The sequence below is a fragment of the Pseudomonas sp. CYM-20-01 genome (assembly GCF_023169845.1).
GTDB lineage: Bacteria > Pseudomonadota > Gammaproteobacteria > Pseudomonadales > Pseudomonadaceae > Aquipseudomonas > Aquipseudomonas azotoformans.
The window spans coordinates 3,013,051-3,037,277 of record NZ_AP025169.1 but is presented as its reverse complement, the minus strand read 5'-3'; the positions used below and the strand labels follow the sequence as shown (position 1 = coordinate 3,037,277).

The 24,227-nt window shown below is 66.4% G+C and carries 2 protein-coding genes; both read right to left on the bottom strand.

Annotated elements, in window-relative coordinates:
- Positions 1 to 89 precede the first annotated feature (89 nt).
- Complete coding sequence (locus M2497_RS13625) at positions 90 to 11,384, bottom strand: non-ribosomal peptide synthetase (RefSeq protein ID WP_248487949.1); 11,295 nt, start codon at positions 11,382 to 11,384, stop codon at positions 90 to 92.
- Positions 11,381 to 24,208 (bottom strand): non-ribosomal peptide synthetase, encoded by a 12,828-nt coding sequence (locus M2497_RS13620; protein WP_282579051.1) that lies wholly within the window; start codon positions 24,206 to 24,208, stop codon positions 11,381 to 11,383. Before M2497_RS13620 ends, M2497_RS13625 begins: the two co-directional genes overlap by 4 nt.
- Positions 24,209 to 24,227: the final 19 nt, after the last annotated feature.

Below are 24,227 nucleotides of genomic sequence, written 5' to 3'. Positions count from 1 at the left end.
GCCGCGAACGACAAACACAATACCGGTCGGCCCTGAGGCCGCCGGGCTAGCCGTTACCGACGCGACGGATATGTACACCGACAATCCACTCAAGAAACCACCTCCCCAACCACCACCCCATCCACCCACCAACGCGCCAACCCAACCACATTGGGCGCCTTGAGCAACGTAAAGTGATTCCCCCCGCCATACCAAACCTGCAACCCACTCCCCTGCCGCCGCCACCCCTCGACCATCAACCCTTGCTCCCGCTGATTCCCCGCCGCATCCAGCGCCGGATCCTCCGCCAACACCAACCGCACCACGCCCTTGAACCGCGCACCCGGCCGATACTCTGTACGCAACGCCGCCGCATAAGTGCGCGCCGGCCCCTCCATCGCACCCACCGCAGAACGCCCCGGCAACAACCCGACACCAACCATGCCGGCATGTAACCGCCGCCGCTGCGCCACCTCATCACTCGCGGCAAAATCCCCCGGATCAATCCCCAGCGACCTGCCGGCCGACAACTGCATCGCCTCGATCAAGCGCAGCAACGCCGCCGTCGTGGTGTACACCTTAGCGGCCCCACCAGGCGCCTCACTGTCGATCACCGTCAACGACGCCACTTCGCGCCCGGCCGCTTGCAATCGCAACGCCATCTCCAGCGCGACCCAGCCACCAAACGAATGCCCGACCAGATGCACCGGCCCCTGCGCACACTCCTGTTCCAAGGCCATCAAGTAACACGCCGCCGCCGCTTCCACCTGGCTATGGGGCACCGCCTCACCGTCCAGCCCACGCGGCTGCAAGCCAAACAGCGGCCAGTCACGCCCCAGGGCCTCGCCCAAGCCGACAAAGCCGGTGACGCTGTCTCCCGCACCCGGCACACAGAACACCGGCGCATACCCCGCCCGGCCGCTCTGAATACGCAACATGGGTTGATGCGGCGCCTGCACCACCGGCGAACAGGCCCTTAGCACCTCGCTCATCGCTCGCCCGAGCGCCTGGATATGCGGCGCCTGCATCATGCTCTGGTGGTCCCCCGGCACCTGTACCTGGCGCAATTGCCCCGGCGCCAATACCTCTTGCCAACCCAGCGACTCACTGCGCCGCGACAACTCGGTCGGGCGCTCACCCGCGCTGAACAGGTACACCGGAACCGGCAACGGGAACAGGCTGTAGTGCGCCAACGCATGCCCGTGGCCGACTTCGCGCTGGATATAGTTCAAGAGCTCCGCGTCCGTCGCCGCCGCCATTTGCGCGTGCAGCACACCTTCATCGCGACAACGTTGCAGCAGGCGCGCAAAGTCCAGCTGTCCAACGTCTGCCTCCAAGTGTTCAAGGCTCGCCAGTTCATCCGCACCTCCCTGTGCTTTCCAATACGCCGTGCACTGCAACAGCAAATGCCGCTTGAGCGCGTCCGGCCCGCTCCAGCGCGCCTTGCCCTGGTCGGTCATGCGCGGCACGTAGCTGTCGATCAGGCCGAGGAACTCCACGGCCTCATCCAGCCCCAGCAGTTGCATCGCCACTTCATAGGCCAGCACGCCGCCAAACGACCAGCCGGCCAGCCGATAAGGTCCATGGGGTTGAAGGCCGCGAATCAAGCCGACCAACCGCGCCGCCAAGCCTTCCATAGTGTTCAGGTGCGGTTCGCCCAGGGCCACGCCCGGCAGGCCGTAGATCGGGTAGTCACCCGGCAGGTGCTGGCCCAGCGCCGGGAAGTACACGTCCATGCCACTGAACTCGTGCACCAGGAACAACGGCGCCTGCGCTCCCCTGCTGCGTACCGTGATCACCGACGTGTCGCGTACCGGCGCGGCGGTACGCTGGCGCAACAACGCAGCGACAGAGGCCACGCTGGCGTGCTGGAACAGCTCGGCCAGGGACAGGTGCAACCCAGCGTCTTCCACCAGGGTGACCAGGCGGATCGCCAGCAGTGAGTGCCCACCCAATTCAAAGAAGCTGTCGTGGCGCCCAACCTGTTCCAGCTTCAGCACCTCGGCCCACAGCGCTGCCAGGGTCTGTTCCAGAGCATCCACCGGCGCTTCAAACTCGCGGCGGTGCAAGGCTTCCAGCGCGGGCACCGGCAAGGCTTTGCGGTCGACCTTGCCGTTGGCGGTCAACGGCAGGTGCTCCAACGGCACGAAGGCCGACGGCAGCATGTAGTCCGGCAACTGGCCTTGCAGGTAGGCCCGCACGCTGTCGATGCCGAGGGGCTCATCGGCCCAGGTGAAATACGCCACCAGGCGCTTGTCACCCGGTGCGTCTTCACGGGCCAGCACCACCACTTCCTGGATACCGGCGAAACCGGCCAGGCGCGCTTCGATCTCACCCAGTTCGATACGGAAACCACGGATCTTCACCTGGTCGTCATTGCGCCCGATGCATTCCAGCAGGCCCTCCGCCGTCCAGCGACCGAGGTCGCCGGTGCGGTACATCAAGGCGCCTGGGATAAACGGGTCCTGCACAAACTTTTCGGCGGTCAATTCAGCACGGTTCAGGTACCCCTTGGCCACCCCGTCGCCGCCAATGCAGATTTCACCGGTCACGCCCACAGGCACCGGCTGCAACTGCGTGTCCAGCACATGCACCTGCGTGTTGGCGATCGGTAGGCCAATGGGCACGCTGTCGGCCGTCTCGGCCAGCGACCGCACTTCGTAGGTGGTGGCGTAGGTGGTGGTTTCGGTCGGCCCGTAGCAATGCACCAGGCGCAATGCCGGTGCCTGCGCCAACAGGCTGCGGAACGCCGCCGGGTCGGCCCGCTCGCCGCCGCACAGCAGGATGCGCAAGCCCGCCAGGGCCTGGGGAATCAACTGCACGTACTGGTTGAACAACGCGGTGGTGACAAACAGCACCGTCGCGTCCGCCAAGGCCACGCCGAAGGCGGCCGGGTCGAGCAAGGTGGCATGGTCGATCACCTGCACCTGGCCGCCATTGAGCAACGGGCCCCACACGTCCATGGTGCTGGCATCAAACGCCGGGTTGGAGGCGAAGGCGACGCGGTCGCTGGCATTGAAGTCGGCATAGCCGTTGTTCAGCACCAGGCGCGTGATGCCGCGATGGGGCACCAACACGCCTTTGGGCGTGCCGGTGGAGCCGGAGGTGTACATGATGTACGCCACGCTGTCCGACGACTGCGACAGATCCGGGTTATGGCTCGGCTGCGGGTCGAGGGCCAGGGTGTCGAGGTCCAGGCGCTGCACGGGGTAGTCGACGGCAACGTCGCTGCCGGTCAACAACCAGGCCGCGCTGCTGTCCTGCACCATGAACGCCTGGCGCTCGGTCGGAGCGTTGATATCCAGCGGCACGTAAGCGGCGGCGCACTTGAGCACGGCCAGCTGGCTGACCAGCAAGTTTAGCGAGCGCGGCAGCAGGATTGCCACGTGATCGCCGGGACGCACCCCAAGGCCCAGCAGATGATGGGCCAGCCGATTGGCGCGGCTGTTCAGCTCGCCATAACTGAGTGATTGCTCGCCATGCAGCGCCGCCATGGCTGCGGGACGCGCATGGGCCTGGGCTTCGAACAAACGTTGCACCGTATGCTCACGCGGGAATGCGCGGGTGGTGGCGTTCAGGTCGAGCAATTGCTGGCGTTCGGCGGCAGGCAGGATCGGCACGTGGCCGATGGCCGTCGTACCGCCCTGTTCCAACGCCTGCACCACCTGCTCCACGGCGATGCGCAGGTAGTCGCACACGCGGCGGGCGCCCTGCCCCACGGCTTTGAAGGAGAAACCCGCACCCAGGTCATCCACGCTCACCGACAGGCCATAGTTGCTGTGTTCCTCGGCCTTGAGCAACCGGATGCCCTGCCAGGCCTCGCTCGCCACCTGCGGCGCACTGTGGCGGTAGTTGAACAGCGTATCGAACAGCGGCGTCGTCACCGGCACGCCGCTGCAGCGCTGGGCCAAGGCCAACGGCGCCTGCTCGTGGCTGAGCAGTTGAGTGAGGCGTGCGTGGGTGGCACGCAACGCGTCGCGCACGCTGTGCCGACCCAGGTCGACCCGCAGCGGCAGCGTGTTGATGAACACCCCCATGGCCCGCTCGGCCCCTTCGCCGCCTTGCAGACGACCGAGCATCACGCTGCCGAACACCACCTGCTCACGGCCCGAGACCTTGCCCAGCACGTGCGCCCAGGCCAGGTGCATCAGGCTGGCCGCGCTCACGCCGGATTGCCGGGCCTGGGTGCGCAGGCGTTGGCTCAACGCCAGGTCAAGGGCACAGTGAACCTGCTCATTGCCGCCGAGGTTTTCCAAGCGGGTCGGCTCGTCGATCTCGCCCAGCATCTCGCGGAAGAACGCCTCATGATCGTCCACCCCCAAGCGGGTCTGGGCCACATAGTTGCGATACGGCACCGGCACGCCCAGGCTGTGTTGCGTGCCCGAGAGAAACGCCTGCATTTCGTGCTGCAAAATCTCCAGGGCGATGTGGTCCATCACCAGGTGGTGGAACAGCAAGGTGGCACTGTCTTCACTCACCACCAGGCGCATCAGCGGCGCCTGGGACAGGTCGAGCCGCTCCGGCATCGGCCCACGTTCGACCCGCAGCGCGGCCTCGCGCCACACCACCTGCACCGGTTCTTCCAGGCCGTCCCAGTGGAACGACGAACGCAGGCTGTCGTGGCGCTGGATCACCGCCTGCAAGGCCAGGGCAAATGCCTCCAGGCGCTGGGCGCTGTCGAACGCAAACTGCGCCCGCAACACATAGTCGTCGCCGCCCTGCGCGGCGCGATGCTGATAGAGCATGCCGGCCTGCAACGGCGCCAACGGGTAGATGTCCTGCACATTCGCCGCGCCGCCCGGGATGCAGGCGACGATACGCTCGATGGCCGGCTGGTCCAGCTGGATCAACGGCAACATGCCCGGGGTGATCGCGGTGCAATCGGCAGCAATGCCATTGACCGGCACCGCCACTTCGCGCCCGCCGCCCAACGCGGCGGCTAACGCCGACAAGGTCGGCTGGCCGAACAATACCTTCACATCCGCCGACAACCCGAGGCGGCGCATGCGCCCCATCAGGCTCACGGCGAGCAACGAGTGGCCACCCAGCTCGAAGAAGTTGTCGTAACGGCCCACGCGCTCCACGTTGAGCAACTCGGCCCACAGGCAGGCCAGGGCGATTTCCGTGTCGCCCTGGGGCGCTTCGTACTCGCGCACCACCACCGAGTCCAGGCCCGGCGCGGGCAGTGCCTTACGGTCGAGCTTGCCGTTGGGGCTCAGGGGCAGCGTCTCCAGATGCACGAAGATCGCCGGCACCATGAACTCCGGCAGGTGCTGCAACAGGTGCGTGCGCAAGGCATCGATCTCGCTGAACGCCCCGGTGTAGTAGGCAATCAGGCGATTGTCACGGGCGATCACCGCGGCTTCATTGACCTGCGGGTAGTCGGTGAGGCGCGCCTGGATTTCCCCCAGCTCGATGCGCAGGCCACGGATCTTCACCTGGTCGTCGTTGCGCCCCAGGTACTCGATAGTGCCGTCCACCAGGTAGCGGCCTACGTCGCCAGTGCGATACAGGCGGCCATCGGTGAACGGGTCCTTGAGGAAGCGTTCGGCGGTCAGTTCCGGGCGGTTCAAGTAACCGCGCGCTACTTGCACGCCGCCGATGAACAGCTCGCCGACCACGCCCAATGGCACGGGCTGCATCTGTGCGTCGAGCACGTACAGGCGGGTGTTGGCGATCGGTTTGCCGATCGGTGTGTTGTCCGGCGTCACCGGCCCGGCGCAGTTCCATGCGGTCACATCCACAGCGGCTTCGGTCGGGCCATACAGGTTATGCAATTGGCTGCCTGGCAATTGCTGCTTGAAGCGCCGCACCAGGCTGCCGGGCAAAGCCTCGCCGCTGCACATCACGCGCACCAGTCCAGCTGCCTGGCTCACATCGCCATGGGCCAGGAACACGTCGAGCATCGACGGCACGAAGTGCAGCGTGGTGATCTGCTCGGCGGCAATCACCTCGCACAGGTACGCCGGGTCTTTGTGACCGCCTGGGCGCGCCATCACCAGGCAGGCGCCGGTGAACAGCGGCCAGAAAAATTCCCACACCGACACGTCGAAGCTGAACGGGGTTTTCTGCAACACCCTGTCGTGGGCCTTGAGACCGTAGGCGTCCTGCATCCACAGCAGGCGGTTGACCACGCCGGGGTGGTCGTTGATCACACCCTTGGGCTGGCCGGTGGAGCCAGAGGTGTAGATCACGTAGGCACTGACGGCTGGCACGTGAGGGTTGTCGACAGGTTGCTGTTGCCAGGTCGGCTGGTCCAGATCGACCACCGGCACGTCCCCCAGCAATGCCCGCGTCGCGCCCTGGGCCAGCACCGCCACCGGCGCGCTGTCTTCGAGCATGTAGGCGATGCGCTCCAGCGGGTATGCCGGGTCCAGCGGCACATAGGCGGCGCCGGCCTTGAGGATCGCGTACAGGCCGATGACCATGTCCAGGCCGCGCTCCACGCAGATCGCCACCCGCGAATCCGGCTGCACGCCCAATTCCAGCAGGTAGTGGGCCAGTTGATTGGACCGCGCATTCAGCTCGGCATAGGTCAATACGCGGTCATCGGCCTTGACGGCGATGGCGTCCGGCGTCCACGTCACCTGTGCTTCGAACAGGCCATGCAAAGTCTGCTCAAGGTCATAAGCCACTTCGGTGGCGTTGAAATCAAACAGCAGGTGCTGGCGCTCGCGCTCATCCACCAGAGGTACCTGTTCCAGCACGGCCTGGTCGTTGTCCACCATGGCCTGCAACACGCGGGTGAAGTAGCCGACGTAACGCTGCACCGTCGATGCGTCGAACAGCGCCACCGCGTATTCCAGCGCACCGATGATGGTGCCCTGCACTTCCGACAAGTCCAGGGACAGGTCGAACTTGGCAAAGTGGCTGTCCTCGACGATGCCCTCCAAGGCCAGGTCGCCCAGGGCCAGGGTCGGTGCGCTGCTGTCCTGCCAGGTCAGCAGGGTCTGGAACAGCGGGCTGTGGGCCAGGCTGCGCGGTGGCCGGGTGATCTCCACCACTTGTTCGAACGGCAGGTCCTGATGGGCCTGGGCTTCCAGGGCCTGGGCCTTGACCCGCGCCAATAGCGCTTCGGTGCTCAGCTCGCCGGAGGTGTCGATACGCACCGCCAGGGTGTTGACGAACAGGCCGATCAGCCCTTCCACTTCACTGCGCGTGCGGTTGGCCACCGGCGAGCCGATCACCACATCGTGCTGCCCGGAGAGCCGCGCCAGCAGTGAGGCCCAGGCGCTCATCAAGGTCATGTACAGCGTGGTGCCGTGGCGTTGGCTCAAGGCCTTGAGCCCGGCAGTGAGGCGTTCGTCCAGGCGCACCGCGACGCTGCTGCCGGCGTAGTCCTGCTGCGCCGGGCGCGGGCGGTCGGTGGGCAGCGTGAGCAAGGCCGGCGCACCGGCCAGGGCCTGTTGCCAAAAGGTGCTCTGGCGCTGCAGCACTTCGCCGCTGAGCCACAGGCGCTGCCACACGGCGAAGTCGCCGTACTGGATCGGCAACGCCGGCAAGGGGTCGGGCTGGCCGTGGCTGAAGGCCTGGTACAGCGCCATCAGTTCACGGGTGAGCACGCCCATGGACCAGCCATCGGAGACAATATGGTGCAGGGTCAGCAACAGCACATGGTGATCGCCGGCCATCACCACCAGGCGCCCACGCAGCAGCGGGCCGCGCTCCAGGTCGAACGGTGCCGAGGCCTCGCCATGGATCAACGCGTCCAGCGCCTGCTGCGGCTGCGGGTGGCGGCGCAGGTCTTGCACTTGCAGGGGCAGCACGTCTTCGGCGGGCACGATCACCACCTGGGCCTCGTCGCCGTGCTGGGCAAAGCGACTGCGCAGGGTTTCGTGGCGCGCGACGATGCGCGCCAGCGCCCGTTGCAGCGCTTGCACATGCAAATGCCCACGCAGGCGCAGGCCGATGGGAATGTTGTAGGCGGTGTTGGCGCCTTCCATCAGCGCCAGGAACCACAGGCGTTGCTGGGCGAAGGACAACGGCGTGGGTTCATCGCGATTGGCCGGGAGAATAGCCGGCAAGGTGCTGCGACCTGACTGAGCCAACACCTCAGCCACCGCTGCCAACTCGGCATTGGCAAACAAGTCGCCCAGCAGCAACTCGACACCCAGGCGCTGACGGACCTGCGAGACCATGCGCATCGCCAGCAACGAATGCCCACCCAGTTCGAAGAAGTGATCACGCCGCCCCACGCGCTGCACCTGCAGCACATCGGCCCAGATCTGCGCCAGCACGTTCTCGATCTCGCCTTCCGGCGCCACGTACTCGCGGGTAAACAGCGCCGCCATGTCCGGCGCCGGCAAGGCCTTGCGGTCGAGCTTGCCATTGGCGGTCAGGGGCAACGTGTCCAGCTTCACGTAGGCGACCGGCACCATGTAGTCCGGCAGGTGCGCCACCAGGTGGGCGCGGATATCGCCCACCGCCAGCGGGTCGAGTTGGCGCTGTTCGGTGAAATACGCAACCAAGCGCTCGTCACGCACCAGCACCACGGCTTCCTGGATACCCGCCAGATGATTGAGCTGGGTTTCGATTTCGCCCAGCTCGATGCGCATGCCACGGATCTTCACCTGGTCGTCATTGCGCCCCAGGTACTCGATGTTGCCGTCCGGCAGCCAGCGTGCGAGGTCGCCGGTGCGGTACATGCGCCCGGGGTTGAACGGGTCGTGCAGGAAACGCTCGGCGGTCAGCTCCGGGCGGTTCAGGTAACCGCGCGCCACGCCTTTGCCGCCCACGTACAACTCCCCCGTCACGCCCAGCGGCACCGGCTGCTGTTGCTCATCCAGCAGGTACGCGGTGGCGTTGGCGATGGGTTTGCCGATGTGCAACGGCTGGCCCGCCTCGACCTTGCCGGAGGTGGCGACCACCGTGGCCTCGGTGGGGCCGTAGTTGTTGATCAGCTCAAAACGCTGGGCACGGCCGAACTGGCGCAGGCGATCGCCACCGATCAGCAGCGTGCGCAGCGTCGGGTGTTCGAGCTGCTGGCTGAACGCATACTCGGCCACCGGCGTGGGCAGGAAGCTCACATCCAACGGCTGCGCACACCACCAGGCCAGCAGTGCGTCGACATCCTCGGCGCCGTCATGGGCCGGTGGCAGGTGCAGGGTCGCGCCCACGCACAGCGCCGGCCAGACTTCCCAGGCCATCGCGTCAAAGCCAAAGCCGGCGACACTCGCCGTATGGCGCCCGGCGCACAGGTCAAAGGCACGGCAATGCCAGTCCACCAGGTTGGTCACGGTGTGGTGCTCGACCATCACGCCCTTGGGCAGCCCGGTGGAGCCGGAGGTGTAGATCACATAAGCCAGGTTGGACGGCGTGACCGCCACCTTGGGATTGCTCGCCGAATGGTGCTGCCAGGTGTAGCGGTCGAGGTTGATCACCGGCACTTCGAGGGCCGGCAGGCGCTCCAACAGCGCCTGCTGGGTCAACACTGCCACCGGCGCGCTGTCGCTGAGCAGGTAGTTGAGGCGCTCGGCCGGGTGGGACGGGTCCACCGGCACATAGCAGGCGCCGGCCTTGAGGATCGCCAGCAGCCCGGCAAGGGTGTCGAGGCCGCGACGGGCAACGATGGCGACGCGGTCGTCGGGCTGGACCCCCAGCGCCAGCAGGTGATGGGCCAGCAGGTTGGCTTGCTGGTTGAGTTCGGCATAGGTGAGCTCGCGGCCCTGATGCACGGCGGCAGTGGCGTCGGGACTGAGCGCGGCCTGGGCTTCGATGCGCGCGTGCAGCGTGTCGCCTTGGGGGAAATCCGCCTGGGTGGCGTTGAAGTGCTGCAACAGCAAGCGCTGTTCGTCGGCGGGAACCACTGCCAGCTGATTCAGCGCGGTATGCGGCGCCTCCTCCAGAGCCGTCACCAGATGGTCGAGGGCGGTTTGCAGGTAGGCGCAGACACGCTGCGGATCGACCTGGGTAGTCGCCAACAGCCGCAGGACAAACCCTTCGCCGAGGTCATCGACGCTCAAGGTCAGCGGGTAGTTGGTGCGCTCATCCGAACGCAAGGTCTCGATGCCCTGCCACGCCGCCACCGCCTCGCTGCTGGTGCCGGTGCCGCTGTGGCGATAATTGAGCAGCGCGCTGAACAATGGCGTCGGCGCCAGCACCCCGCTGCAACGCTGTGCCAGGGCCAGCGGCGCGTGTTCGTGACGCAACAGCCCGGTGAGGCGCGCATGGGTGGCCTTGACCGCACTGCGCAGGTCGTCGTCGCCCACGTCCACGCGAAACGGCAAGGTGTTGATGAAGATGCCCAAGGCGCGGTCCGTAGCATACCCGCCCTGCATGCGCCCCATCAGCACGGTGCCGAACACCACCTGGGACTTGCCGGCCAGCACACTCAGCACCCGCGCCCAACCCAGGTGAAACAGGCTGGCGACGCTGACCCCAAGCACGCGGGCCTGAGCGCGCAGGCGCTGGTTGAGTGTGTCTGTCAGCGGCCAGTCGAGTTCATTGATGCCACGGCCATCGCCCTGCACATCCTGCAGGCCGAAGGGCAAGGTCGGCTCCAGCACATCGCCGAGCATCTGCTGGAAGAACGCCTCGTGTTGTTGCTCGCTGACCCCCAGGCGCGCCTGCGCCACGTAGCTGCGAAACGGCACGGCGTGCCCCAGTTGCCCGGCGTGGCCTTGCAGCAACGCCTGCATTTCATGGCGCACTACTTCCAGGGCGCTGTGGTCCAGGGCCATGTGATGGAACAGCAGCATGGCGACGATGCGCTGCTGTGCCGGGTCGTTGGCCCAGGCCAGGCGCAGCATGGGCGCCTGGGTCACGTCGAGGCGGTAATGGCGGGCGTCGAAACGCGCATGCAACTGGCCGGCGATATCGCCGTCGGCCGGGTCCAGCTCCAGCGCCTGCACCGGCAGCGTTGCCGTGCGCCACACCACTTGCGAGGGTTGCTGCAAGCCGTCCCAGACCACGCCGGTGCGCAGGATGTCATGCCGGTCCATCACCCCTTGCAGGGCCTGGGCAAACGCCTCGAAACGCTCGATAGAGTCGAAGGCGAACTGCGACTGCATCACATAGGGGTCGCCCTGCTCGGTGCTGACGTGGTGGAAGAGAATGCCTTCCTGCAGCGGCGCCAATGGGTAGATGTCCTGGATATTCGCCACCCCGCCGTCGACGGTGGCGACGATCCGGTCGATCTCGTCCTGGCTCAGCTCGGACAGGGTCAACATCGCCGGGGTGATCTGTGTGGCGCCAGCCGGGATGCCATTGGCCGGCACCTCGTTGGCCGCCGAGTAGTCACCAGCCTTGATCAGCTCGATCAGCGCCGGTTTATGTTCGCGCAGGGCGGCGAGGATCAACGGGTCGCTCAGCGCTTGCTTGTTGCCTTGTACCGACAATTGCTCGCCCTTGAGCGCGAGTTGCACATCCTTGGTTTTCAGCGTCGCCAGCAGTTCGAGAATGCTCACAGGACGATCTCCATTCGTTCAGTCATTGCGGCGTAGCCGGCCAGGGTCGGCTGTTCGAACAACCCACGCACATCGGCTTCCATGCCTTCCTGGCGCAAGCGCCCGATCAAGCTCACGGCGAGCAGCGAATGCCCGCCCAGTTCAAAGAAATTGTCCTGGCGCCCTACCCGTTCGACGTTGAGCAGTTCGGCCCAGAGTTGCGCCAGAAGGATTTCGGTGTCGCCCACCGGGGCTTCGTAGTCGCGCAGGGTCAAGGCATCGGCGTCTGGCGCCGGCAGTGCCTTGCGGTCCAGCTTGCCGTTGGGGCTCAACGGCAACGCGTCCAGGTGCACGAACAGCGCAGGCACCATGAACTCCGGCAGGTGCTGCAACAGATGCTCGCGCAGGTCGGCTGAGCGAGCGCCGGTGTAGTAGGCGACGAGCCGCTCTTCACGGGCCACCACCGCGGCTTCGCTGACCTGGGGATGTTCCAGCAGGCGCGCCTGGATTTCGCCCAGTTCGATGCGCAGGCCACGGATCTTCACCTGGTCATCGTTGCGCCCGAGGTATTCGATGTTTCCGTCGGCCAGGTAACGCCCCAGGTCCCCGGTGCGATACAGGCGGCCATCGGTGAACGGGTCCTTGAGGAAGCGCTCGGCGGTCAGCTCCGGCCGGTTCAGGTAACCCCGCGCCACTTGCACGCCGCCGATGTACAGCTCGCCGACCACGCCCAATGGCACGGGCTGCATCTGTGCATCGAGCACGTACAGGCGGGTGTTGGCGATGGGTTTGCCGATGGGTGTGTTGTCCGGGACGTCCGGCCGTGCGCAGTTCCATGCGGTCACGTCCACCGCTGCTTCGGTCGGGCCGTACAGGTTGTACAGGCCGATGTCCGGCAACTGCTGCTTGAAGCGCCGCACCAGGCTGCCGGGCAAGGCTTCGCCGCTGCACATCACACGGACCAGTCCGGCGGCCTGGCTTACATCACCATGGGCCAGGAACACGTCGAGCATCGACGGCACAAAGTGCAGCGTGGTGATCTGTTCGTTCGCGATGACTTCGCACAGATAGGCTGGGTCTTTGTGACCGCCCGGGCGCGCCATCACCAGGCAGGCGCCGGTGAACAGCGGCCAGAAGAACTCCCACACCGATACGTCGAAGCTGAACGGTGTTTTTTGCAGCACCCGGTCATGGGCCTTGAGGCCATAGGCGTCCTGCATCCACAGCAGGCGGTTGACCACGCCGGGGTGGTCGTTGATCACGCCCTTGGGTTGCCCGGTGGAGCCGGAGGTGTAGATCACGTAGGCGCCATGTGCCGCGACCTGTGGATTGTTGGTGGGTTGTTGCTGCCAGGTCGGCTGGTCCAGGTCGACCACCGGCACGTCCCCCAGCAATGCCCGCGTCGCGCCCTGGGCCAGCACCGCCACCGGCGCGCTGTCTTCGAGCATGTAGGCGATGCGCTCCAGCGGGTATGCCGGGTCCAGCGGCACATAGGCGGCGCCGGCCTTGAGGATCGCGTACAGGCCGATGACCATGTCCAGGCCGCGCTCCACGCAGATCGCCACCCGCGAATCCGACTGCACGCCCAATTCCAGCAGGTAGTGGGCCAGTTGATTGGCCCGTGCATTCAGCTCGGCATAGGTCAATACGCGGTCATCGGCCTTGACGGCGATGGCGTCCGGCGTCCGCGTCACCTGCGCTTCGAACAGGCCGTGCAGGGTCTGCTCCAGGTCGTAAGCCACTTCGGTGGCATTGAAACCGGCCAGCAGTTGCTGACGCTCCTGGGCCTCCAGCACCGGCAGGCGGTTGACCGCCCACTGCGGTGCCTGCTCCAGCGCGTCGACCAGGCCCTGCAAGGTCACCTGCAGGTAACCGCAGATGCGTTGCGCGCCAATCGACTGCGCGGTCATCGCGGTGAGGCGGAAACCGTCGCCCTGATCGTCCACGTTCAACGTCAACGGGTAGTTGGTGCGTTCCTCGCTGGCCAGGGTCTGGATGCCTTCCCAGGCCTGGGACACCGGCGCCAGCCGGCTGTCGCTGTGGCGGTAGTTGAGCATCGCACTGAACAACGGCTGCGGCGCGGCAACCCCGCTGCAACGCTGGGCAAGGGCCAGGGACGCGTGTTCATGGCCGAGCAGCGCGGTCAGTTGTGCATGGGTCTGCTTGACCGCAGCGCGTACGCCGCGCCCATCGATGTCGACGCGCAACGGCAAGGTATTGATGAACATGCCCAGCGCACGGTCACTGCCTTGGCCGCCTTGCATGCGGCCCAGCAGCACGGTGCCGAACACCACGTGTTCCTGGCCGGACGTGCTGGCCAGCACTCGCGCCCAGGCCAGGTGGAACAGGCTCGCGGCACTTACCCCCTGCAAGCGGGCCTGGGTGCGCAGGCGCTGGTTGAGCGACGGGTCCAGGTTCAGTTGCAGCTCTTCAATGGCGTTGCCGTCGCCGCGCACATCCTGCAAGCCAAACGGCAACGTCGGCTCGCTGATATCACCGAGCATCCCGCGGAAGAACTGCTCATGCTCCGCTTCGCTGACGCCCAGGCGGGCCTGGGCCACGTAGTTGCGGTACGGCGTGGCCGCACCGCTCGGCTGCGGCAGCCCGAGCAGGCTGGCCTGCATCTCGTGGCGTACGCCGTCGAGCGCCGTGTGGTCGAGGGCAATGTGGTGGAACAACAGGATCGCGACCACCCGCTGATGCGCCGGGTCCGGCGCATACACCAGGCGCACCAGCGGCGCCTGGTTCATCGGCACACAGTACTGACGCGGGTCGAAGCGCTGGTGCAGGTGCTCAAGCACATCCGCCTGCACCGCCAACTCGGCCTTGCGCCACACCACTTGCAGCGGTTGCGCCAGGCCCTCCCAGACCACGGCGGTGCGCAGGATATCGTGACGGTCGATCACCTGCTGCAACGCCTGGGCAAAGGCATTCAGCCGCTCAAGGTTGTCGAACGCCAGGTGAGATTGCAGCAGGTACGGGTCGCCCTGCCCGGCCGTGATGTGGTGGTACAGAATGCCTTCCTGCAACGGCGCCAGCGGGTAGATGTCCTGCACGTTGGCGGCGCCGCCGGGCACTTGGGCGACCACGTGATCAATCGTCGCCTGGTCGAGTTGCACCAATGTCAGCAGGTCCGGGGTGATGCGCCGGCAATCGGCAGTAATGCGATTGGCCGGCACCTGCACTTCGCGGCCACTGCCCACGGCGGCGGCCAGGGCGGCCAGGGTCGGCTGGCTGAACAGCACGCGCACATCGGCACTCAGGCCGACCTGGCGCATGCGCTCGATCAGGCTGACGGCCAGCAACGAGTGGCCGCCGAGTTCGAAGAAGTGGTCATGGCGCCCCACCTGTTCAACCTGCAGCACCTCGGACCAGAGGCGCGCCAGGGTGGTTTCCACCTCGCCTTGGGGCGCTGCGTATTCGCGGGTCAGCAGTGCCGCTTGATCCGGCTCCGGCAGGGCCTTGCGGTCCAGCTTGCCGTTGGCGGTCAGGGGCAATGCCTGCACCTGCATATAGGCGACCGGCACCAGGGCCTCGGGCAATTGGGCTTGCAGGTGCGTGCGCAGGGTTTCGATGTCCAGTGGTTGCTGTGCGGTGAACCAGGCAATCAAGCGGCCGTCACGCACCAGCACCACCGCTTCGCCGACGCCTTCCACGGCCGCCAGGCAGTTTTCGATCTCGCCCAGCTCAACCCGCACGCCGCGCACTTTGACCTGGTCATCGTTACGGCCCAGGTACTCGATAGTGCCATCGGGCAACCAGCGCGCCAGGTCGCCGGTGCGGTACATGCGCCCGGCGTTGAACGGGTCTTGCAGGAAACGTTCGGCGCTCAGGTCCGGGCGGTTCAGGTAACCGCGTGCCACGCCGCTGCCGCCCACGTACAACTCGCCCGCCACGCCCACCGGCACCGCACGCAAGTGCGCGTCCAGCAGGTAAACACGGCCGTTGGCGACGGGCCGCCCGATATGCAGCACCTGCCCGGCGCGTACGCGGCCGGAGGTGGCGACCACCGTGGCTTCGGTGGGGCCGTAGTTGTTGATCACCGCAAAGCGCCGTTCGTGGGTGAACTGGCGCAGGCGATCACCACCGATCAGCAGGATGCGCAGGGTCGGGTGTTGCAGCTGCTGGCTGAACGCGTACTCGGCCACCGGCGTCGGCAGGAAGCTGACGTCCAGCGGTTGCGCCAGCCACCAGGCCAGCAGTTCGTCGATGTTTTCATTGCCCAGATCGGCCGGCGGCAGGTGCAAGGTCGCGCCCACGCACAGCGCCGGCCACACCTCCCAGGCCATGGCATCAAAACCGAAACCGGCCACGCTGCTGGTGTGGCTCGTCGCATCCAGGCCAAAGGCCTCGCAGTGCCAGTGCACCAGGTTTTCCACGCTGCGGTGTTCCACCATCACGCCTTTGGGCTGGCCGGTGGAGCCGGAGGTGTAAATGACGTAGGCCAGGTGCGCCGGGGTCAAGGCGGTGAGCCGTGGGTTGCTGACGGGATACTGCTGCAGGCCTGGGTCGTGCAGGTCCAGCGTGGCGATGCTGCCCAACAGGTCGCGGGTAGTGGCTTCGGCCAGCACCGCCACCGGCGCGCTGTCCTGGAGCAAATAGGCGATGCGCTCGGCGGGATAGGCCGGGTCAATCGGCACGTAACCGGCACCGGCCTTGAGGATACCCAGCAAACCCACCAGCATCTGCGGGCCACGCCGGCAGCACAGCGCGACGCGGTCGTCGGGCTGTACACCGAGCCCCAACAGATGATGGGCCAGTTGGTTGGCGCGCCGGTTGAGCTGTTCGTAGGTCAGCGCCTCACCGTCCTGCACCACCGCAACGGCCTGGGGTTGGCGTTCGGCCTGCACCTCAAAGGCACCATGAACGGTTTGCCCCTGCGGGAACTCCTCGGCGGTGGCGTTGAAATCGCGCAGCAGGGTTTCGCGCTCCGCCGCCGGCAGGATCGGCAGTTGGTTGAGCACGGTCGTCGGTGCGGTTTCCAGGCAGTCCAGCAACTGCTCAACAGCGTTATGCATGTAGCCGCACAAGCGCTGGGCGCCGATCTGCGGCAGCGCCAGTACCGTGAGGGCAAAGCCTTCACCCAGGTCATCCACGCTCAAGGTCAGCGGGTAGTTGCTGCGCTCTTCGCCGCCGAGCAGTTGCACGCCTTCCCAGATGCCGTGGCCGTCGCGGGCCATTTCACCGGGGCTGCTGTGACGGTAGTTGAGCAAGGCGCTGAACAGCGGCGATGCACCTGCCACGCCGCTGCAACGCTGGGCCAGCGCCAGGGACGCGTGTTCATGGCCGAGCAAGGCACTCAAGCGCCCATGGGTGGCCTTGACCGCAGCGGCGGCAGTGGCCGCCACATCCACGCGCAAGGGCAAGGTGTTGATGAACATACCCAGCGCACGGTCCGCGCCGTCACCGGCCTGCATGCGCCCCATCAACACGGTGCCGAACACCACGTCGTCACGCCCGGACACCAGCCCCAGCACCTGTGCCCAGGCCAGGTGCATCAGGCTCGCGGCGCTGACGCCCAGTTGCCGCGCCTGTTCGCGTACCCGTTGGGCCAGCGCGGCATCCACAGCCTGTTCAGCTTCCTCGATATCGCGCCCATCGCCCTGCACGTCCTGTACACCAAACGGCAAGGTCGGCTCATCCACATCGGCGAGCATGTCGCGGAAGAACGCCTCGTGCTCCTCCACGCTGACACCCAGGCGCGCCTGGGCCACGTAGTTGCGAAATGGCGCCGCCTCGGGCAGGTCCTGCGCCTGGTTGAACATGAACGCGCGCATTTCCTGGCCCACCACCTCCATGGCGGTGTGATCCAGCGCCAGGTGATGGAACAACAGGATCGCCGCCACCCGGTGATGCTCCGCGTCCTGGGCATACACCATGCGCAGCAACGGCGCCTGGGTGATGTCCAGGCGGTAGTGACGGGCATCGAAGCGTGCGTGCAACTGCTCGATGATGTCGCCGTCGGCCGGGTCCAGGTCGACCGCTTGCACGCTCAACTGCGCCTTGCGCCACACCACTTGCACCGGGCTGTCCAGGCCCTCCCAGACCACCCCGGTACGCAGGATATCGTGACGGGCCACCACCTGTTGCAGGGCCTGCATGAAGCCGTGCAAACGTTCGAGGCTGTCGAATGCCATGCGCGATTGCAGCAGGTACGGGTCGCCCTGCTCGGCGCTGATGTGGTGGTAGAGAATGCCTTCCTGCAACGGCGCCAGCGGGTAGATATCCTGCACATTCGCCGCTCCGTCGGGCACGTTCGCCACGATACGTTCGATGGCCGCCGGGTCGAGTTGCACCAGCGTCAGCATCGACGGCGTGATCCGGGTACACCCCTGTGGAATGCCATTGGCCGGCACCACGATTTCCCGGCCACTGCCCACGGCAGCCGCCAGCGCCGCCAGGCTTGGCTGGCTGAACAACACGCGCACGTCGCAGCTCAGACCGACCTGGCGCATGCGTTCGATCAGGCTGACCGCCAGCAGCGAATGCCCGCCCAGTTCGAAGAAATGATCATGACGGCCAACCCGCTCCAGCTTGAGCACGTCCTGCCAGATCTGCGCCAGCTGGGTTTCCACGTCGCCCTCCGGCGCCTCGAAACCACGGCTGAGCAGCGCACTCTGGTCCGGCACCGGCAGGCCCTTGCGGTCGAGCTTGCCGTTGGCGGTGAGCGGCAACAGCTCCAGCCACACATAGGCCGAGGGCACCATGTAGTCCGGCAATCGGCCTTGCAGGTGAGCGCGCAGGGCTTCAATCTCCAGCGCCACACTGGCCGTGTAGTAGGCCACCAGGCGCTTGTCGCCGGGCTGGTCTTCGCGGGCCAGCACCACCACGTCCTTCACGCCCGGGAAACTGGCCAGGCAGGTCTCGATCTCGCCGGGTTCGATGCGGAAACCACGGATCTTCACCTGCAGGTCATTGCGCCCCTGGTACAGCAAGGTGCCGTCGGCCTGCCAGCAGGCCAGGTCACCGGTGCGGTACAGCAGGCCCTCGCCGAAGGGGTTCGGGATAAATTTCTCGGCGGTGAGCTGCGGTTGGTTCAAATACCCCGTGGCCACGCCCGCGCCGCCGATGTACAGCTCGCCAACCACACCCAACGGCAGCGGTTGCTGGCGTGGGTCCAGCACATAGGCCTGGGCATTGGCGATCGGCCGCCCGATGGGGATGCCGCCCTCGCCGACCCGGGTGATTTCATGGGTGGTGGAAAACGTAGTGGCTTCGGTGGGCCCGTAGCCATTGAGCAGGTGCTGGGGCTTGCCGTGCCTGAGCACCCGGCCGATCACCTGGGGGTCGAGGACATCGCCACCGACGATCAGGTAGCGCAACTGCGCGAACACCGGCAGCAGCGCGTCGGCGTACTGGTGGAACAGCCCGGCGGTCATCCACAGCACGTTGACGGCTTGCTCGTGCAACAACGCAGCGAACGCCGCCTGGGACAACAGCACCGCGTGCTCGACCACCACCACGCAGCCGCCATTGAGCAGGGGCGCCCACACCTCGAGGGTGCTGGCGTCGAATGCCGGGTTGGAGGCGAACGCCACGCGGTCGCGCGCATTGAAATCGGCATAACCGTTATTCAGCACCAGGCGCGAGATAGCGCGGTGCGGCACTTGCACGCCTTTCGGCGCGCCGGTGGAGCCGGAGGTGTAGAGGATGTAGGCGACGCTTTCGGCAGCCTGCGGCAGTTCCGGGTTGCGCGGCGACAGCGCGTCCAGGTTCAGGTCGGCCAGGGTCGTCAGCACCCGGTGTGCGCCACTGTCCTGCACGATGAATGCCTGGCGTTCGACCGGCGCGTTGATGTCCAGCGGCACATACACCGCGCCGCACTTGAGGATCGCCAACTGGCAGATCAGCAGGTCGAGCGAACGCGGCAGTGCAATCGCCACGCTCTCGCCGGGTTGCACACCCTGGTTGAGCAAGTGATGGGCCAGGCGGTTGGCGCGGCGGTTGAGGTCACGGTAACTCAGGGACAACGCGCCCTGCACTGCCGCGACCGCTTCCGGCCGGGCCAGCGCCTGGGCTTCGAACAACTGGGGCACGGTAAGGTGCGCCGGGTACTCACGGGCGGTGGCGTTGAAGTCCACCAGTATCTGATGACGCTCGGCCGCCGGCAGGATCGACACGGCCTGCAACGGCGTGGTCGGCGCCTGCTGCAACGCCGTCACCAGATGGCGCAGCGCGGTGAGCATATAGTCCCCCACGCGCTGCACATCCAGGCTCGCCACGCCTTGTACCGTGAGGGCAAAGCCTGTGCCCAGGTCATCGACGTTGAGCACCAGCGGGTAGTTGCTGCGCTCCTCGGAACTGAGGATCTGAATGCCGGAGGCCGCGAACGGGTTGTCTCCCGGCGCCTCCCCCGGTGCGCTGTGGCGATAGTTGAGCAAGGTGCTGAACAGCGGCAGCGAACCCGGCACGCCACTGCAGCGCTGGGCCAGGGACAACGACGCATGTTCATGCCCGAGCAACTGCGCCAGGCGCGCATGGGTGGCGCGCACGCCGGCTTGCACACCCACGGCACCGAGGCTGACCCGCAACGGCAAGGTATTGATGAACATGCCCAGCGCCCGGTCGGCACCTTCGCCACCCTGCATGCGCCCCAGCAATACCGTACCGAACACCACCGACTGTTGGCCGGACACCTGCCCCAGCACCTGCGCCCAGGCCAGGTGCACCAGGCTCGCGCTGCTCACGCCCAGTTGTCGCGCCTGTTCGCGCAGGCCCAGGCTCAATGCCGGCTCCAAGGGCAAATGGGCCTCGATGATACCGCTGCCATCGCCATTCACGTCCTGCAGGCCGAAGGCCAGGGTCGGCTCGTCGATGTCGCCAAGCATCTCGCTGAAGAACGCTTCGTGCTGCGCCTGGCTGACGCCCAACCGCGCCTGGGCCACGTAGTTGCGGTACTGCACGGCGGCGGGCAGTTGCGCGCTGTTGCCGGCCAGGCTGGCGCTCATTTCTTCCACCAGCACTTGCAGCGCGGTGTGGTCGAGCAGGATATGGTGCAACAGCAGGATGCCGACAAAGTGGCCCTGCTCTTCGGCGTAGACAAAGCGCATCAGCGACGCACGGCTCAAGTCCAGGCGGAAGTGACGCGGGTCAAAGCGTTGCTGCAACTGCGCCAGCGGTTCGTCGATGCGCTCCACGGCCAGCGCTGCCTGGCGCAATACCACCTGCACCGGCTCGTCGAGGCCTTCCCAGAGGATCGCGGTGCGCAGGATGTCATTGCGCTCGATCACGCTGTGCAGCGCCTGGACAAACGCGTCCACCGCCGTGTGGTCGTCGAAGCTGAACTGCACCTGCAACACGTAGGGATCGCCTTCGGTGGTAGCCAGGTGGTGATACAGGATACCGGCCTGCAACGGCGCCAGGCCGTAGATATCTTGCACATTGCTGACGCCGCCGGGCACGCTCTGGATAATGTGGTCGAGGCCAGCCTGGTCCAACTCCACCAGGGGCAGCATGTCCGGGGTGATGTGCCGGGTGGCGGCGGTAATCCGGTTGGCCGGCACCTGCACCTCGTGCTGCCCCCCCACCGCAGCGGCCAGTGCCGCCAGCGTCGGCTGGCCGAACAGCACGCGCACATCGGCGCTGAGATCGACCTGGCGCATGCGCTCGATCAGCTTGACCGCCAACAGCGAGTGGCCGCCGAGTTCGAAGAAGTTGTCGTCACGCCCCACCCGGTCAAGCGTGAGCAGGTCTTGCCAGATCGCCGCGATGGCCGTTTCCACCGCGCCTTGGGGCGCCTGGTAACCGCGGCGCGCCAGGGCATCGGCATCCGGCGCCGGCAGGGCCTTGCGGTCGAGTTTGCCGTTGGTGGTGAGCGGGAATTTATCCAGCAGCACAAAGGCACTGGGTACCATGTAGTCGGCCAGGCTCAGCAACAGGTGGTCGCGCAGGTCGGCGGCACGTAGTTCGCCCTCGGCTATCACGTAGGCCACGAGGCGCTTGTCGCCCGGCTGGTCTTCACGGGCGATGACTACCGCGTCACGCACGCCCTCGGCGCTGGCCAGGTGCGCTTCGATCTCACCCAGTTCGATACGGAAACCACGGATCTTCACCTGGTCATCGTTGCGGCCCAGGTATTCGACGCTGCCGTCGGCCAGCAGGCGGCCAAGGTCGCCGGTCTTGTACAGGCGCTGGCCGCTGGCCGGGTCGACCAGGAAGCGCTCGGCGGTCAGCGCTTCACGGTTGAGGTAACCCCGCGCCACCCCGGCGCCGCCCACGTACAACTCGCCCACTACCCCCAGCGGCAACGGCTCGCGGCGTGCATCGAGCACATACAACTGCAAGTCGGGAATGCGTACGCCAATTGGGCTGACGCCGACCAACTGCGCATCCGCCGCTTCCAGGGCGCGATAGGTCACGTGAACGGTGGTTTCGGTGATGCCGTACATGTTCACCAGTTGCGTGCCGGCGTTGATCGCCCGGGCGTACCACGGCTTGAGCAGGCCCGGTTCCAGCGCTTCGCCGCCGAAGATCACCTGGCGCAGGGAATGGGACTGGGGGTTCTGGCCCTGCGCAGCGATCAATTGGCGGAAGGCGCTGGGCGTCTGGTTGAGGACGCTCACACCGGCTTCGCAGAGCAGCGTGTAGCACTCGTCCGGCGAGCGGCTGACCAGTTGCGGCACGATCAGCAACTGGCCGCCGTGCATCAGCGCACCCCAGATTTCCCATACCGAGAAGTCGAAGGCAAAGGAATGGAACAACGCCCAGACGTCGTTGCGGTTGAAGCCGAACCAGTGTTCGGTGGCGGTGAACAAGCGCGCAACCTGGCGGTGTTCGATCATCACGCCCTTGGGCTGGCCGGTGGAGCCGGAGGTGTAGATCACGTAGGCCAGGTGGGCCGGGCTGAGGTCGACGCGTGGGTTGACGATGGACTCGCCGCGCAAGCCATTGAGGTCGATCTGTGGCAGGTCGCCGACCAGATGGCACGTATTGGCTTGCACCAATACCGCCAAGGGTGCGCTGTCGGCCAGGGTGTAGGCGATGCGTTCCAGCGGGTAGGCCGGGTCGATCGGCACGTAGCCGGCGCCGGCCTTGAGGGTGCCCAGTAGGCCGATGATCATCTCCGGGCCGCGCTCCACGCAGATCGCCACGCGATCATCCGGGCGAATGCCCTGGGCCAGCAGGCGATGGGCGACCTGGTTGGCACGTTCGTTGAGCTGGCGGTAGGTAACGCGCTGGTTGTCAAAGCGCAGGGCAATCGCGTCAGGCTGGGCGGCGGCGTGGGCTTCGACTTGATGGTGGATCAGTGCGGTATCGGCGTATTGGGTGGGGCTGTGGTTGAGGTCGTGCAGCAGGGTGTGGCGTTCGGCGTCGGGCAGGATGTTCAGGCCGCTGAGCGGCATATCCGGTCGCTGCTCAAGGGCGTCGGCCAGGCTGTCCAGGGCGGTATGCAGGTAAGCGGCGACCCGTTCGGCGCCAATGGCGGCATCGACCATCACCGTCAGCGCAAAATCCTCGCCCAGGTCATCGACGTTGACCGTCAGCGGGTAGTTGGTGCGCTCCTCGGCACTGAGCACGCGGATGCCCTCGGCCACCTCGATCACCTCGGCCATGTCCGTGGCGGCGCTATGGCGGTAGTTGAGCATGGCGCTGAACAACGGCGTCGGCGCCGCCACGCCACTGCAGCGCTGGGCCAGCGCGAGGGAGGCGTGTTCATGGTTGAGCAATGCCGTGAGGCGCTCATGGGTGGCCTTGACCCCGGCCCGCACGCCCTGCTCGCCCACATCCACGCGCAGGGGCAAGGTGTTGATGAACATGCCCAGGGCTCGCTCCCCGCCCTCGCCCGCGCCCATGCGCCCGAGCATCACGGTGCCGAACACCACCGCGTCACGCCCGGCGACCACGCCCAATACGCGGGCCAGCGCCAGGTGCATCATGCTGGCCACGCTCACGCCCAGCGGGCGGGCCAGGGTACGCAGGCGGCGACTCAGTGCGCTGTCGACGGGGACGCGCGCCTCGTCGATGCCCAGGCCATCGCCCTGCACGTCCTGCAAGCCGAACGGCAGCGTCGGCTCGTCGATATCCGCCAGCATCTCGCGGAAAAACGCCTCATGGGCCTGCTCGCTGACGCCATGGCGCACCTGGGCGATATAGCTGCGAAACGGCACCGGCTCACCGGCCTGGGCTTGTTCGCCGGCCAGGTACAGCTGGATCTCGTGGCGCACCACGTCAAGGGCGGTGTGGTCGAGGATGGTGTGGTGAAACAGCAACGTTGCCGCCACGTGCCCGTCCGCTGGATCTGCGGTGTACACCAGGCGCAGCAGCGGTGCCTGGCCCAGGTCCATGCGATCGGTGCGCGCATCGAAGCCCACGGCCTCGCACGACAGGGTTGCCTTGCGCCACACCACTTGCAGCGGCTCGTCGAGACGCTGCCAGACCATCGAGGTGCGCAGGATGTCATGGCGATCTATCACCCACTGCAAGGCTTCGGCAAACGCCTGCAAACGTGCACGACTGTCGAACTCGAACTGCGCGTGCAGTACGTAGGGATCGCCCTGCTCCGCCGACAGATGGTGGTAAAGCATGCCCTCCTGCAGCGGCGCCAGCGGGTAGATGTCCTGCACATTCGCCGCGCCACCGGGGATAGCGGCGACGATACGGTCGATGGCCGCCTGGTCGAGGCTGACCAGCGGCAGCATGTCCGGCGTGATGCGGTAGGCCGGGCTCAGCCAGTCACCGCCATGTTCAGCGACCAGTTCCAGCAGGCGCGGCTTGTGGGCGATCAGTTGATCCCACAGCGCATCGTCCAGCGCCTCGTCGTCACCAAGGATGATCAGGTCGCCTTCTTCCAGTTGCAGACGGATCGCGTGGGTGGAAATCGCTGCCAATAATTCGCTGAACTGCATGGGGGGAACCTGCCTGATA